The organism is Azospirillum sp. TSH64 (genome assembly GCF_003116035.1).
Taxonomy (GTDB): Bacteria; Pseudomonadota; Alphaproteobacteria; order Azospirillales; family Azospirillaceae; genus Azospirillum.
Map to the genome: position 1 here is coordinate 88411 of NZ_LGQW01000002.1, position 14038 is coordinate 102448.

The window sequence follows — 14038 nt, forward strand, 5'->3', positions numbered from 1 at the left end:
CACCCTTTTGATGAAGACGAGCATCGCCATGGACCACACCGAACGCCAGATCATCGACGACCTGTTCGCCAAGCTGCATCAGGCCGAGGCGCAATCCGGCCCGCGCGATCCCGAGGCCGAGGCGCTGATCCGCGAGCGGATCGCCCGCCAGCCGGCCGCCCCCTACCTGATGGCGCAGGCCATCGTGATGATGGAGCAGGCGCTCGCCGCCTCGCAGGGCCGCAACGAGGAGCTGGAGCGCCAGCTGCGCGAGCGTCCCGCCGCCGCTCCCGCCGCCCCGGCCCAGTCCGGCGGCGGCCTGTTCGGCAGCCTGTTCGGCGGCAGCAGCCGTCCCGCTCCGCAGCCCTCATATCCGGCGTCTGCCCCGGCCGCTGCCGCCCCTGCGGCCGCCATGCCGGCCGGCTCGCCCTGGGGCCGTCCGCCCGCCGCTGCCGGTACGCCCGCCTATGGCGACCCGCGCGTCGCCGGCTATGCCCAGCAGCCGCGGGCCGGCGGCGGCTTCATGGCCGGCGCCATGCAGACGGCGGCCGGCGTCGCCGGCGGCATGCTGATCGGCAGCGCGCTCTCCAGCATGTTCTCTGGCGGCGAGGCGGTGGCGGCCGAGGCTGCCGGTGCTGCCACCGATGCGGCCACCGCCGCCACCGACCATGTCGAACAGACGGTCGAGGACAGCGGCTGGGGCGATTTCGGCGGCGAAGAGGAGATGTGAGTCCATCCCTGATGGCGGCGCTCCGTTGAACTGAGCGCCGCCATCGCGGAGAAAATTCCTATATGATGGCGTCGGACTCACCCTTGCGGAGCCGACGCCATGCCTTCCCCTCCCACCTTCTCAGGATCGCCTGCGCCAGGGCATGGGAGGGGGATTTTCCCAACCGATGGAACGCTGCCGTCCGGCCTGTTTCACAGCGTTCCATCCGGCCCCGGCGTTGAACCCTTGCCCATCCGGCGGATGGAACGCCGCCGCTTGGCGTGTTTCACGCTGTTCCAGCGGTCTCTCCCGTCGGCCCTGCCGATGGAACGCCGCCGCCCGGCACGTTCCACGCTGTTGCAGCCGCCTGCGGCTCTGCCCCGCGCTTCAGGCCTTCACGATGCGGTCGGCGAAGCCCTCGACCGCCCGCATGGCGTTGCGGGTGTCGACCACCAGCGGGCAGTGGGCGGCGAGGCTCTGCCAGTCGATGCCGTCATGGTCGGTGACGATCACCGCCGCGTCGAAGCCGGCGAGCCGCTCCGCCGTCCACTCGACGGAGCGCCGGCCGGCGAGGGCGGCATGCTCGCGGGTGACCGGCAGCACGGGGATGAAGGGGTCGTGGTAGTCGACCGCGGCCCCGCGCTCCAGCAGCATCTCCATCAGCCGCAGCCCCGGCGACTCCCGGCTGTCGTCGACGTTCTTCTTGTAGGCCATGCCGACCAGCAGGATGCGCGACCGGCTGAGCCCGATCCCGGCCTGCCGGTCGAGCGCCAGGGCCAGCCGGTCCACCACATGGCGCGGCATCATCGTGTTGACCTCTCCCGCCAGCTCGATGAAGCGGGTGGAGATCTGGTATTCGCGGGCCTTCCAAGTCAGGTAGAAGGGGTCGATCGGGATGCAGTGGCCGCCCAGCCCGGGGCCGGGATAGAAGGGCATGAAGCCGAAGGGCTTGGTCTTCGCCGCTTCGATCACCTCCCAGATGTCGATGCCCATCGGTTCGAAGACGATCTTCAGCTCGTTCACCAGGGCGATGTTGACCGAGCGGAAGATGTTCTCGGTCAGCTTGGTCGCCTCCGCCGCCCGCGTGCCCGACACCGGCACCACCTGCGGCACCACCTGCTCGTAGAGCGCCACCGCCAGCCGGCGCGCGCCCTCGTCGTCGCCGCCGACCACCTTGGGGATGGTGCTGGTGGTGAAGCTGATATTGCCAGGATCCTCGCGCTCGGGCGAATAGGCCAGGAAGAAGTCGCGACCGCTGGCCAGCCCGGTCTCCTCCAGGATCGGCCGCATCACCTCGTCGGTGGTGCCGGGCCAGGTGGTCGATTCCAGGACCACCAGCTGGCCGCGGCGCAGCCGGTCGCGGATCAGCCGGGTGGAGGCCTCGACGAAGCTCAGGTCCGGCTCGCGCTGGGGCGACAGCGGGGTGGGGACGCAGACGATCACGGCGTCGCAGGCGGCGAATGCGTCGGCATCGGTCGTCGCCCGGAACCGCCCGGTCGCCGCCGCCTGGGCGACACGGCCGTCGGCGATCTGCCGGATGTAGGAGCGCCCGCCGTTCAGCGCCGCCGCCTTGGCCGGGTCGATGTCGAAGCCGGTGACGCTGAAGCCGGCCCCGGTCAGCGCCAGGGCCAGCGGCAGCCCGACATAGCCGAGCCCGACCACCGCCACCCGCGCGCTGCGGCCGCGATAGGCGCCTTCCAGGGACTGGATGTCGGGTGCCTGCATGTCGGGCTGGGTGTCCGCTGTGCTCATCGTGCCGTTCCGTTCGAAAGGACTGGACCGCCCGGACGGCTGTCCCGCCTGCGGCCGCCGGAATGTGTGACGGGCGGCATGCTTTGCGCAACCCCCCGCTCCGTATTGGTGCCGGGGATCGGAAACTCTGGCGCCGGGACCGTGAAGGGTGCCACCCTCCCCGGACTCCTTGGACTTCCCTCGCCCAGACCCAACCCGCCATGACAGCCCGGCACCCACCCCTCCTTCCGCAAGAGATCGCCCCGGTGGATGACCGCCAGTCGGCGCTGACCGCCCTCCATCTGGGCGGCGACCCGGCGGCCCTCTTCGGCTATTTCATGGCGCTGCGCGAGGAGAGCGACCGGGCGCTTGCCGGCCTGCCACCGGCCGGCGGCAAGCCCTATCCCTATGGCCGCTGCGAGGAGATCACCCGCGACCTCTTCGCCCGCCTGTCGCAGCGTCTGGCCCAGCCGGCCGGCCCGGTGGAGCGCGCGCTGCGCGCCTTCGTCGAGGGGGGCGGCGTGCTGCACAGCGTCTGGGGAGTCCTGCGCGGGCAGTATTTCCAGAACGCGCTCCAGATCGGGGCGCTCTATGTCGATGTGTCGAACGACACGGTGGTGGTCACCAAGCCGAAGGTGGAGATCCTGCCGGTCGCGGAGTCCGGCCTGGTGCCGGTGCGCGACCTCGACCATTTCCGGCAGACGGCGGAGCGCTACTGGGGGGCGACGCTCTATGCCAACCATCTGGCGCCGACGCTTGCCCCGCTGCTGCCGGTGCTGTCGGTCAGTCCCGGCCGGCTGGCGCCCGGCCTGCAATCGGCCTGCGACTACATGATCGCGCTGATGTGCCGCGACCGGTTCGAGCAGGCCGAACGCTGGCTGGAGACCGGCCCCGCCTCGCCCGCCGACCTTGCCGCCAGCTGCCTCGCCGCCATCCCCGCCGACCTGCGCCCGCTGACCGGCCAGCCCCGGCTGGAGGCGGTCGCCGCCTGCCGCCGCGCCCGGGAAGCCGCCTGCTGGGCCGACCCCGACTGGCGCACCGCCCGCGTTCTCGACTATCTGCGGCTCATGCGCGGGCCGGGAGGTTAAGCCGCCTTATCCAGATGCGGCAGCGGCTTGATGGCGTCCAGCGCATCGCCGATTTCCGCCCGCGCGACCTTGGTTTCGAAGATGCTCTGCAGATTGCTCCAATAGCGCGCGTCGGTTCCGAAAGCCTTGCCCAGCCTCAGCGCCATCGGTGCGGTGATCCGCCGCTCGCCGTTCATGATCCCGGTCACCGCGTTGGGCGGCACGCCAATATGCTCGGCAAAGCGGCGGGCGCTCAGGCCGAGCGCCTCCAGCTCGTCGCGCAGGAACTCGCCGGGGTGGATGGGAGGCAGGTTGTCGACAGCGGGATGGCTCATGGAAACCTCAGTGATAATCGGCGATTGCGACGTCGTAAGGCTCTCCTGGCACGGTCAGAAGGTCGGCATCGGCCTGCGCGTCTCCAACCACGGCCCAGCGGAAACAGACACGCCACTGGTCGTTGATCCGGATGCTGTACTGGCCCTTCCGTTCCCCGCCCAGCGCTTCGAAACGGTTGGACGGAGGATGCCGGAGATCCATCAGCCGGGTGGCCGCCTGAAGCTTGGTCAATGCCTTGGCGGCTTGGCGCTCAAAAGACTGGAACTCCCTCACCCGCTTGCCGGCCATGAAATCGGCCGTCCGCTTGTCCACACAGTTTCTGATCGGCATCCGCGTCCTCTCGCGGATCATTATGTGTTACGTTACGGATAACGGTCAAGCCCGCCCCCTCACAGCCGGTCCGTGCCGAAGGTGTCGCAGGCTTCCAGGCGGCCGCTTTCCAGGCCGGTGCGGAACCAGCGGACGCGCTGGGCGGAGCTGCCGTGGGTGAAGCTGTCGGGGCTGACGGTGCCGCGCGCCTGACGTTGCAGGCGGTCGTCGCCGATGGCACTGGCGGCGGTCAGCGCCTCCTCGACGTCGCCGGGCTCCAGCATCTTGCGGTCGCGGTTGGCGTGGTTGCCCCAGATGCCGGCGAAGCAGTCGGCCTGCAGTTCCAGCCGCACCGACAGGGCGTTGGCCTCGGCTTGGCCGCCCGCCCGCTGCTGGGCCGCCTGCACCTTGTCGGAGATGCCCAGCAGGTTCTGCACATGGTGGCCGACCTCGTGGGCGATGACGTAGGCCTGGGCGAAGTCGCCCGGGGCCTGGAAGCGGTCGCGCAGCTCGCGGTAGAAGCCGAGGTCGATGTAGAGCTTACGGTCCATCGGGCAGTAGAAGGGCCCCATCGCCGCCTGGGCCCGGCCGCAGCCCGACGCCACCGTGCCGGTGAACAGCACCAGCGTCGGGTCCTGGTACTGGCGCCCCATCTGCTGGAACAGGCCCTGCCAGGTGTCCTCGGTATCGGCCAGCACGACGGAGACGAAGCGCTTCAGCTCGTCGTCGCCCTGGCTGCGCGGAGCGGCCTCGCCGATCTGGGTGCGGTCTGCGGTGGTCCGGTCTCCCTGCTCGCCGCCGCCCAGCAGCACCGTGGGATCGACCCCCAGCACCATCGAGACCAGCAGCACCACGATGACGCCGCCGACGCCCAGCCCGCCCGCGCCGATGCGGATGCCCCCTCCCCCGAGCCCGCCGCCGCCTAGCCTGCCGCCCAGGCCTCCCTGTCCGCGGCGGTCCTCGACATTTTCGCTTTCCCGTCCGCCCTGCCACCGCATCGCCGCCCTCCTTCGCCCGCCCGTCCCGATCGTCAGGTCCGGTGGAGACGAAACCATCAAGGGCTTCCCACGTTCCCTGCGGGTCCGGCGGTAAGACGGGGAGTCGGTGCGGAACGGCTTGAAAATCCCACCCCGCTCCCCATCTGGAGACTGGCCGAAGACCGTCTGGGCAGAACCGCTCGGGCTGTGCCGCCCCCCCACCTTTCCCGCCCCGGCGGGAGAGAGCCTTCGTGGGGGCGCCGGCCGTTTGGAACATGCCCATGCCGGGGCCTGTTTTACTTTATCGGAGTCTCCTGCGGCGGTGTTGCGCCGCCGCGGCTCCCGTTTCACGACGCCACACACGAACAAGAGCCGGCCGGCACCGAAATCCATCGGTCCGCCCATCCGGCCTGGAGGATTTTCATGACGACCCCGATCGTTTCCGCCCTTTCGCAGACCGCTCGCCATTTTGCCGCCCAGCCCGCGCTTGCGCCGGTCCATCTGGCCTCTACCCGCCTCTCCGCTGGCCAATTCGCCGCAGCTGAAAGCAAAAAGCCCGATTTTCGCTCCAAGCCTGAGCCGTCCGGCTTGACCCGGGGCGAACTGCGGCAGATTGTGCTCGACATCCTGGGCTGATCCTATCGGCCCGGGCTCGTCCTTTTCTACCCATCCACGACTATAGGAGATCACCATAGCCAAGCTCTACGACGCGGACCCCGTCCGCGAAGGCCCGCGCCTCAACCGTGAAATCACCGCCCGTATGGTCCGCCTCGTCGGCGCCGACGGCGAGATGGTCGGCGTGGTGCCGCTCCGCCAAGCGCTGGAAGCCGCCGCGGATGCCGACCTCGACCTCGTCGAAGTGGCGCCCCAGGCGGATCCGCCTGTCTGCAAGATCCTCGATTACGGCAAGTTCCGTTTCGAGGAGCAGAAGAAGGCCAACGAGGCGCGGAAGAAGCAGAAGATCATCGAGCTGAAGGAAATCAAACTTCGGCCGAACATCGACGATCACGATTATGACGTGAAGATGCGTTCCGCCATCCGCTTTATCGAGGAAGGCGACAAGGTCAAGATGACCATGCGCTTCCGCGGTCGCGAGATGGCGCACCAGGATCTCGGTCTGAACGTGCTCGTCCGCGTGCGTGACCAGCTCCAGGACATCGCCAAGGTCGAGCAGATGCCCCGGGTCGAAGGCCGCATGATGGTCATGGTGCTGGCCCCGCGCTGAGCCTGGACCAAAGGGATCTCGCGGGGCGGTTCGCCGCCCCGCCCCTTTCTCGTGCCTGCTCCTTTCTCGTGACGGCCGTTTTCCGTCCCGACCGTAAATTCCCCCGCGAATTTCTCTATTATCAAATTTTCCCGCCCTCAAATCGCGCCGGATTAATCCCGGAACATCCCGCGTGATGCGGCGGAATAATACCCGACTATTCGCATTGGGTTATTGACCCCGTCGGCGTCGAACGGGAATCATCGCACTTCCCGTGTCTCACTCCCCCCTGTGTTCCGGAAAGTCGTTGTTATGAAGGACGAACGTGTCGCGCCCGCCTGGGAGCCCATCTCCGGCGAACGGCAGTTCCGCCTGCTGGTCCAGAGCGTGGTCGACTATGCGATCTTCATGCTCGATCCCGCCGGCATCGTCCGCAGCTGGAATGCCGGGGCGGCCCGGATGAAGGGCTATGCCGCCGACGAGATCATCGGCCGGCATTTCTCCAGTTTCTACACGCCGGAGGACCGTGCCGCCGACATGCCGCAGCGCGCGCTCGCCACCGCCCTGTCGGAGGGCAGGTTCGAGGCGGAGGGCTGGCGCCTGCGCAAGGACGGCACCCGCTTCTGGGCCAGCGTCGTCATCGACCCGATCCGTGACGAGACCGGGACCTTGCGCGGCTTCGCCAAGGTCACCCGCGACATCACCGAGCGCCGCAAGGCCCAGCAGGCGCTGGATGAGGCGCGCGAGGCCCTGGCCCAGGCTCAGAAGATGGAGGCGGTCGGCCAGCTGACCGGCGGCGTCGCCCATGACTTCAACAACCTGCTGCAGGCGATCAGCAGCAGCCTGGAGCTGATCGACCAGCGGCTGTCGGTCGGGCGCAGCGACATCGCCCCCTTCACCGCCACCGCCCGCGCCGCGGTGGACCGGGCCGCCACCCTGACCCGGCGCCTGCTGGCCTTCGCCCGGCGCCAGCCGCTGAAGCCGGAGCGCGTCGAGCTGAACGGGCTTGTGGCCGGGCTGTGGGATCTGCTGGGCCGCTCGGTGGGCGAGCAGATCCGGCTGGAGCGGCGGCTGGCGGAGCCGCTGTGGCCGGTCCATGCCGACGTGAACCAGATCGAGAGCGCCCTGCTGAATCTGGTGATCAACGCCCGCGACGCCATGCCGGAGGGCGGATGCGTGACGGTGGAGACCGCCAATGCCGCTTTTTCACCGGCCGACCTCGTCAACGATCCCGGGGTGCAGGCCGGCGATTATGCGGTGCTGACCGTGCGCGACAGCGGGACCGGCATGCCGCCCGACGTGCTGGCCCGCGTCTTCGAGCCCTTCTTCACCACCAAGCCGATCGGCCAGGGCACCGGCCTGGGGCTGAGCCAGCTCTACGGTTTCGCCCGCCAGTCCGGGGGCTTCGTCCGCATCGACAGCGCGGTCGGCCGCGGCACCGCGGTGCATCTCCACCTGCCGCGCGATCATGCCGCCGCCGCTTCCACCGGACAGGCGCAGCCCGCCGCCGTGCCGGCGCTGCCGCCCGGCCGGACCGGGCGGGGCACCGTGCTGGTGGTGGAGGACGAGGAGCTGGTCCGCATGCTGCTGGTGGAGGTGCTGGAGAGCGACGGCTACACCACGCTGGAAGCCGCCGACGGCACCTCGGCGCTTGCCCGACTGACAAATGCCCAAGCGGGAACCAAAGACAAAGCCGGGGCAAATCCGCCGGTCGACCTGCTGGTGACCGATGTCGGGCTGCCCGGCCTGAACGGCCGTCAACTGGCGGAGGCGGCGCAGGCGCACTATCCCGATCTGAAGGTCCTGTTCCTGACCGGCTATGCCTTTCAAGCCCTGGACGACAGGCACGGCGACGGCGAGGATGGGCTTGGCCACAACATGCGCATGCTGGTCAAGCCCGTGGCAGTCGACGCCTTCCGCGCCATGGTGCGGAAGCTTCTGTCCGACGGCCCTTCCGACGGCATCTAGGGAGACCTGAGACGATGCACCCGCTCGCCCGCGTCTCGACGCTGCTGCTCTCCCTGACCGTCCTCACGGCTCTGGTCGCGGTCCTGCTGACGCCCCTGCCGGCCTTGGCCAAGCGCTCGGCGAAAAAGACTCCCCTGCCGGTCGCGGCGGAAATCCTGATGGACGCCGGCAGCGGCACGGTCCTGCAGGGGCGCAATGCCGACACCCTGACCTATCCGGCATCGCTGACGAAGATGATGACGCTGATGCTGACCTTCGAGGCGCTGGAACGCGGCACGCTGCGGCTGGACCAGAGCCTCGTGGTGTCGCAGCATGCCGCGTCGATGCCGCCGTCGCGGCTGTGGCTGGCCCCCGGCAGCACCATCACGGTGGAGCAGGCGATCCTGGCGCTGGTCACCCGCTCGGCCAACGACGTCGCGGTGGTGCTGGGGGAGGCGCTGGGCGGCAGCGAGACCGCCTTCGCCGCGAAGATGACCGCCCGTGCCCGGGCGATCGGCATGCGCCGCACGGTCTTCCGCAACGCGTCGGGCTTGCCCGACCGGCTACAGCGGACAACGGCGCGCGACATGGCGATCCTCTCCCGCGCGCTGATCCGCGGCCACGCCCGCCATTACGCCTATTTCCAGCGCCGCAGCTTCGACTGGCAGGGTGACACGGTCTATGGCCACAACCGCCTGATGGCGCGCTACCCCGGCATGGACGGCATCAAGACCGGCTACATCGCCGCTTCCGGCTTCAACCTCGCCGCCTCGGCGGTGCGGGACGGCCGCCGCCTGATCGCGGTGGTGATGGGCGGCCACAGCGCCAACTCCCGCGACGACCGGGTTGCCGACCTGCTGGATGCCGGCTTCAAACGCCCGACCAGCCCGGCCAAACCGGCGCCCGTGCAGCCGGATCTGCTGATTACCAAGAACAGCGCTTCGATCGCCCAGCGCAGCACGGCGGTGAGCGTGGGCGCCCCGGTGGTGAAGCCGCCCCCCGCTGCGAAATCCACTGGTGGTCCCCCCATTGGCGGTCCCTGGTCCATCCAGGTCGGCGCCTTCGCCAGCCATGCCGCCGCACAGAGCAGCGCCCGCGCCACGGCCAAGCGCCTGGGCGCCCTTGCCGCCGGCACCAGCGCTGCGGTCGTGCGGTCCGGCGGTCTCTACAAGGCCCGGCTGACCGGCTTTGCCGCGACGAAGGCCGATGCGGCCTGCGCCGCCCTGAAGACGGCCGGGAAGGGCTGCTTCGCGCTTCAGGACCGGTGACGCGCCGCGGACGGCGTCTTTGGATTTCGCTTTGGATCGGGGGCCTGTTCTCGGCTATGTAGGGGGCGATGGCCACCCTCTCCGAAGCGACTCTTCTGGCGTTTGATCTGCACGCCGCAGGACGGTTTGCCGAGGCGGAAACCCTCTATGCCCGTGTGCTGGAGGCCGAGCCGGACTATCCGGACGCGCTTCATCTGTCCGGTATCCTGATGGGCCAGACCGGGCGCCTGGAGGAGGGACTGGCCCGGGTCGCCGGAGCCGTGGCCCGGCGACCGGACTCCGCGGAGTATCTCCTCAATTACGGCAATCTGCTGCGTGCCGCCGGCCGCACCGGGGACGCGATGCACGCCTACCGGCGGGCGCATGTCCTGGGCGCGCCGCAGGCTGCCGAGCTGCTGTCCGGCCTGCTGCTGGATCATGGCGCACGTTGCCTGGACGGCCGCGATCCGACCGCCACCGAGGCGGCCTTCGCCGAGGCGTCGCGTTTGCGTCCCGGCGATCTCCGCATCCGCACCGGGCTGGCGGATGCCCGCTTCGACCGGCAGGACTGGGAGGCCGCCTTGGCGGCTTACCGCGCCGTCCTGGCGCTGTCCCCGTCCTCGCACCTCGTCTGGTACAATTCCGGGGTCGCCGCCTGCAATGCCGGGCGGATGGCGGAGGCGGCGACCGCCTTCCGGTGTGCCGGGACCCTCGTCCCCGATCATCTGGATACGCAGGAATACCTCGTCGCGACGCTTTTCCACTGCGGGCGGATGGCGGAGGCGGCAAGCGAAGCCTGTGCGGTCCTGACGCGGAAGGCGAAAGCGGCGCGGAAGGGGCGGCAGGGCGTCGGAGTGGCGCCGGTTCCCGCAGCTTCGCAGGACGGCCGGACGCGGCGGATCATCAGTTTCAGCCTGTGGGGCTCCGCATCCCTGTACATGCAGGGCGCGCTGGAGAATGTCCGGCTTGCGGCCGAGTTCTATCCGGGCTGGACCTGCCGCATCCACCATGACGAGTCCGTGCCGGCATCCGTTCTCGGCGAGCTGGCCGCGGCGGGGGCGGAACTGGTCGCCATGGACGCGGGCAGCGGACCGGTGCGCGGCCTGTTCTGGCGCTTCCTCGTCTCCGACGATCCGACGGTCAGCCATTTCCTGTGCCGCGACGCCGATTCCCGTTTGAACAGCCGGGAGCGGGCCGCAGTGGATGCCTGGCTGGCCTCCGGCCTCCCCTTCCATGTCATGCGCGACCACATCATGCACACCGATCTGATGCTGGCCGGCATGTGGGGCGGGCGGGCCGGCATTCTGCCGCCGATGGCTCCTCTGGCGGAGGTTGCCGCCCGCGCCGAAGACGGACGCTTGCGGGACCAGCGCTTCCTTGGCCGGGTCGTCTGGCCGCTGATTGAGGGCTGCTGCCTCGTGCATGACAGCGCCCATGACGGCCATGGGCTGCCCTTTCCCGATGTGCCGATCGATGCGCGCTTCCGCTTCACCCATGTGGGGGCTTGCCTGAAGGACACCTGACGCCGGTGTGCGATCTCGGCACCCGGCTCAGCACCCGATACCGGCGCGGGAGTCCTGCAATGCCGTCATGATGTGCCCGATCAGGGCCGATGGCGGAATGGGCTTGGACAAGATGCGGATGCCGGGCTCGCGCCCCAGATCCTGCAGCACCGCCTTTTCGGCATAGCCGGTGACGATCAGGACCGGCAGGCCGGGGCGGTGACGACGGACGAGGCGGGTCAGGTCGGCGCCGGTCATGCCGGGCATGGCGAAGTCGGTGACCAGCACGCCGATGCCCTCGTCCGCTTCCAGCAAAGCCAGGGCCTCCTCGCCGCCGGCGGCCTCCGACACCATGAGGCCGGCCTCGTCCAGCGCCGCGGCATTCGCCATGCGGACCAGGGCGTCGTCCTCGACCAGCAGGATGCGAAGGGCGGCGGACGGCACGGGCAGGGGGGCGGTTCCGGTGGAGGCCGCCGGGCCGCCGGTCGCATCCACCCTGCTTCCCGGCCTGATTTCTGGCCTGGCTTCTGCTGGGCTTTCCACCGGAGCGTGGGGCAGGTACAGCGTCACCGCGGTGCCCAGGCCGGGATGGCTTTCCAGCCGGATGCCGCCGCCTGACTGGGCGGTCAGGCCATGCACCATGCTCAGCCCCAGCCCGCTGCCCTGCCCGACCGGCTTGGTGGTGAAGAAGGGTTCGCAGGCCCGCGCCAGAATGTCGGGCGGCATGCCCGACCCGCTGTCGCGCACGGTCACGGCGACATAGCCGCCGGGCGTGAGGGCGGGGGAAGCCTCCTCGCACGCCATCCCAACCGGCAGGCTGGTGACGGTAATGGTCAGGGTGCCGCCGTCCGGCATGGCGTCGCGGGCGTTGATGGCGAGGTTCAGCAGGGCGATGTCGAACTGGTGGGGATCGACCAGCGCCGGCGGCACATCGGCGTCGCGGTCGATGCGGATGCGGATGGCGCCGCCCAGCGTGCGTTCCAGCAGCGTCGCCATCCCCGCCACCTGGGTGCCGAGATCGACCGGCGCCGGGGCCAGCCGCTGACGGCGGGCGAAGGCCAGCAGATGCTGGGTCAGGGTGGCGCCGCGGTCGACCGCCTGGCTTGCGATCTCCAGCGCCCGGCGGCTCTCCGCCCCGCGCAGTTCGCCGCCGGCCTCCAACATGTGCAGGCTGGAGCGCACCGCCTGGAGCAGATTGTTGAAGTCGTGGGCGACGCCGCCGGTCAGCTGGCCCAACGCCTCCATCTTCTGCAATTGGCGGACATGCTCCTCCGCCTCGTCGCGGGCCTCCACCGCCTGCCGCCGCTCGCCGAGCGCGCGGTTGGCGGTCTCGTAGGCCAGGAACTGGCGGGCCATCGCCCACAGCATCAGGGCGAGCGCCACCGCGCTGACCAGCCCGGCGGCGGCGATGACGACCGCCTGACTCTCCCAGCGCGCCAGAATTTCCCCGCGCGTCCGGCTGACCGCGACGACCAGCGGGTAGTTGCGCAACTGCTGGACTGACAGGATGCGCTCCTCGCCGTCGATCGAACTTTTCAGGGTGGTCGCGGCGATGCCGGACTGGGAGAGCTGACTGTCGATGATCGGTTCGGTGGCGACGGTTCCGATCCTGTCCGGTGTTGGCGGGAAGCGCGCCAGCAGCATGCCGTCGCGCCACCACAGGCTGAAGCCGCTGCCCGGCGTCACATGAAGGCTGCGGTAGAACTGCTCGAAATAGGACAGGCGGATGACCCCGACGACCAGCCCGGCCAGCCCGCCGTCCGGGGCGTTCACGCGCCGCGCGATGTAGAGCGTCCAGTCCCGGGTGACCAGGCTCTGCGTCGGCCGGCTGAGGTAGGCGCGTCCCGGATCGGCATCCTTGAGCGCCAGATAATAGTCGCGCCGGGACAGGTCGAGCGCCGGGGCCGGGAACCGGCGGGTGAAATTGACCAGGGTGCCGTCGGCGGCGATCAGGCTCAGCGCCTCCATCTGCGGCAGGCCGGACGCCTTGGCCTTCAGGATTTCATGAACCTGCCGGTCCGTCCGCAGCCGGCTGAAGGCTTCGGCGCTGCGCCGGTTCTCAAGCGGGATTTGGTCGGCGATCCCGCTGACGGTCAGGTCGATCCCTTCGATGGTGCGCGCCGTCTGCTCGGCCAGCGAGGCGTTGAGCGTGCGCAGGCCCAGCATCGCCTCGGTCACCGTCTCGCCATGCAGCCGGTCCAGGACCATCGCCGTGCCGCCGCACAGAACCGCCAGCAGGCCGATGCCGAGCGCCCCGATGCGCTGGAGCGGGCGGCTTTCCTTCAGGAGCCGCAGCATGACGCCCGCTTCCGGTCCGCCTTTGCCGCCGCTCCCCCACTCATGCTTGAGCCTGCTCCCTTTATCGTCGCCATGCGATCCGATCCCCCTTGCAGGCCACCTTGTGGCGCCTGCCGGAGTTACGGAAGGTTTCGACACTGCATGAGCTTGACTATAAACCCCGTGGCCCCCTGGGCAACCGGTTCCAGGTCATAGGGTGCCTCCGCCCGCTACGGTGCTTCGCCCAGGCCAAGGTTTTCAGCGCAGTCAGGGTTTCAGTGCCGGCAAACTTCAATGCCGGTCATGCAGGCAGTGGGTGTGGTCGGCCAGCACCTCGATCACGTGGCAGCTGCGCACCTGATCCTGGGCGCAGCCCTCCACCATCCGCCGCACCTCGTCGCGCAGGGCTTCCAGCCGGGCGATCCGGGACTCGATCTCGGCCAGATGGGTGCGGGCCAGCAGGTCGGCGTCCCGGCAGGGCTGGCCCGGATCATCGGCCATGGCCAGCAGTTGGCGGATCGCCTCCACCTCGAACCCCAGCTCACGGGCATGGCGGATGAAGCGCAGGCGGCGGACCGACCCGCCGTCGTAAGTGCGCCGGTTGCTGTCGGTGCGCGGCGCTTCCGGCAGCAGGCCGATGCTCTCGTAATAGCGGATGGTCGGGATCTTCACGCCGGTCTGCTTGGCGAGCGCCCCGATGGTCAGGGGGGATGGCGGGGTGGCGGGCAGGCTGGACATGGTCGGCATTTCCCT

13 protein-coding genes are annotated in these 14038 nt (G+C 69.6%); 7 read left to right on the forward strand and 6 right to left on the reverse strand.

The window, feature by feature from the left end; genetic code table 11:
• Window positions 1–28 precede the first annotated feature (28 nt).
• Window positions 29–709: a DUF2076 domain-containing protein gene (locus tag TSH64_RS00690; RefSeq protein ID WP_109095282.1), complete on the forward strand. Its 681-nt coding sequence runs from the start codon at window positions 29–31 to the stop codon at window positions 707–709.
• Window positions 710–1075: 366 nt separating this feature from the next.
• On the opposite strand, the gene TSH64_RS00695 is transcribed toward TSH64_RS00690, so the two are convergent.
• The gene (locus tag TSH64_RS00695) at window positions 1076–2440 is read right to left on the reverse strand and encodes a nucleotide sugar dehydrogenase (protein WP_109095238.1); all 1365 of its coding nucleotides are present in this window, start codon (window positions 2438–2440) and stop codon (window positions 1076–1078) included.
• Window positions 2441–2685: 245 nt separating this feature from the next.
• On the opposite strand from TSH64_RS00695, the gene TSH64_RS00700 reads away from it, so the two are divergent.
• Entirely contained in the window at window positions 2686–3507 is an 822-nt protein-coding gene (locus TSH64_RS00700) for a hypothetical protein (RefSeq protein ID WP_247872683.1), read from the forward strand.
• Here TSH64_RS00700 and TSH64_RS00705 read toward each other — a convergent pair.
• The 3 genes from TSH64_RS00705 to TSH64_RS00715 are packed head-to-tail and all read right to left on the reverse strand — an operon-like array spanning window position 3504 to window position 5129.
• The gene (locus tag TSH64_RS00705; RefSeq protein WP_109095240.1) at window positions 3504–3821 is read right to left on the reverse strand and encodes a HigA family addiction module antitoxin; all 318 of its coding nucleotides are present in this window, start codon (window positions 3819–3821) and stop codon (window positions 3504–3506) included. The two genes, TSH64_RS00700 and TSH64_RS00705, sit on opposite strands and share 4 nt — an antisense overlap.
• A 7-nt stretch (window positions 3822–3828) precedes the next feature.
• Window positions 3829–4173: a type II toxin-antitoxin system RelE/ParE family toxin gene (locus TSH64_RS00710; protein WP_282188091.1), complete on the reverse strand. Its 345-nt coding sequence runs from the start codon at window positions 4171–4173 to the stop codon at window positions 3829–3831.
• Window positions 4174–4211: 38 nt separating this feature from the next.
• A complete protein-coding gene (locus tag TSH64_RS00715) occupies window positions 4212–5129 on the reverse strand; it encodes a neutral zinc metallopeptidase (protein WP_109095242.1) in 918 nt (305 codons plus the stop codon).
• Window positions 5130–5531: 402 nt separating this feature from the next.
• Here TSH64_RS00715 and TSH64_RS00720 point away from each other — a divergent pair, with 402 nt between their 5' ends.
• The 5 genes from TSH64_RS00720 (at window position 5532) to TSH64_RS00740 (ending at window position 11029) form a co-directional block, all read left to right on the forward strand.
• Entirely contained in the window at window positions 5532–5744 is a 213-nt protein-coding gene (locus TSH64_RS00720; RefSeq protein ID WP_109095243.1) for a hypothetical protein, read from the forward strand.
• A 55-nt stretch (window positions 5745–5799) separates the two neighbouring features.
• Window positions 5800–6333, forward strand: a complete 534-nt coding sequence (gene infC / locus TSH64_RS00725; RefSeq protein WP_081506050.1) for a translation initiation factor IF-3 — start codon at window positions 5800–5802, stop codon at window positions 6331–6333.
• 291 nt (window positions 6334–6624) lie between these two features.
• Window positions 6625–8280 (forward strand): PAS domain S-box protein, encoded by a 1656-nt coding sequence (locus TSH64_RS00730; RefSeq protein ID WP_109095244.1) that lies wholly within the window; start codon window positions 6625–6627, stop codon window positions 8278–8280.
• Between the two features lie 14 nt (window positions 8281–8294).
• Complete coding sequence (locus TSH64_RS00735) at window positions 8295–9527, forward strand: D-alanyl-D-alanine carboxypeptidase family protein (protein ID WP_109095245.1); 1233 nt, start codon at window positions 8295–8297, stop codon at window positions 9525–9527.
• A gap of 68 nt (window positions 9528–9595) precedes the next feature.
• Entirely contained in the window at window positions 9596–11029 is a 1434-nt protein-coding gene (locus TSH64_RS00740; protein WP_109095246.1) for a tetratricopeptide repeat protein, read from the forward strand.
• A 27-nt stretch (window positions 11030–11056) separates the two neighbouring features.
• Here TSH64_RS00740 and TSH64_RS00745 read toward each other — a convergent pair whose 3' ends face one another.
• Together TSH64_RS00745 and TSH64_RS00750 are read right to left on the reverse strand one after the other, a co-directional pair.
• A complete protein-coding gene (locus TSH64_RS00745) occupies window positions 11057–13306 on the reverse strand; it encodes a hybrid sensor histidine kinase/response regulator (RefSeq protein WP_109095247.1) in 2250 nt (749 codons plus the stop codon).
• A 270-nt stretch (window positions 13307–13576) separates the two neighbouring features.
• The gene (locus tag TSH64_RS00750) at window positions 13577–14023 is read right to left on the reverse strand and encodes a helix-turn-helix domain-containing protein (RefSeq protein ID WP_109095283.1); all 447 of its coding nucleotides are present in this window, start codon (window positions 14021–14023) and stop codon (window positions 13577–13579) included.
• Window positions 14024–14038 lie beyond the last annotated feature (15 nt).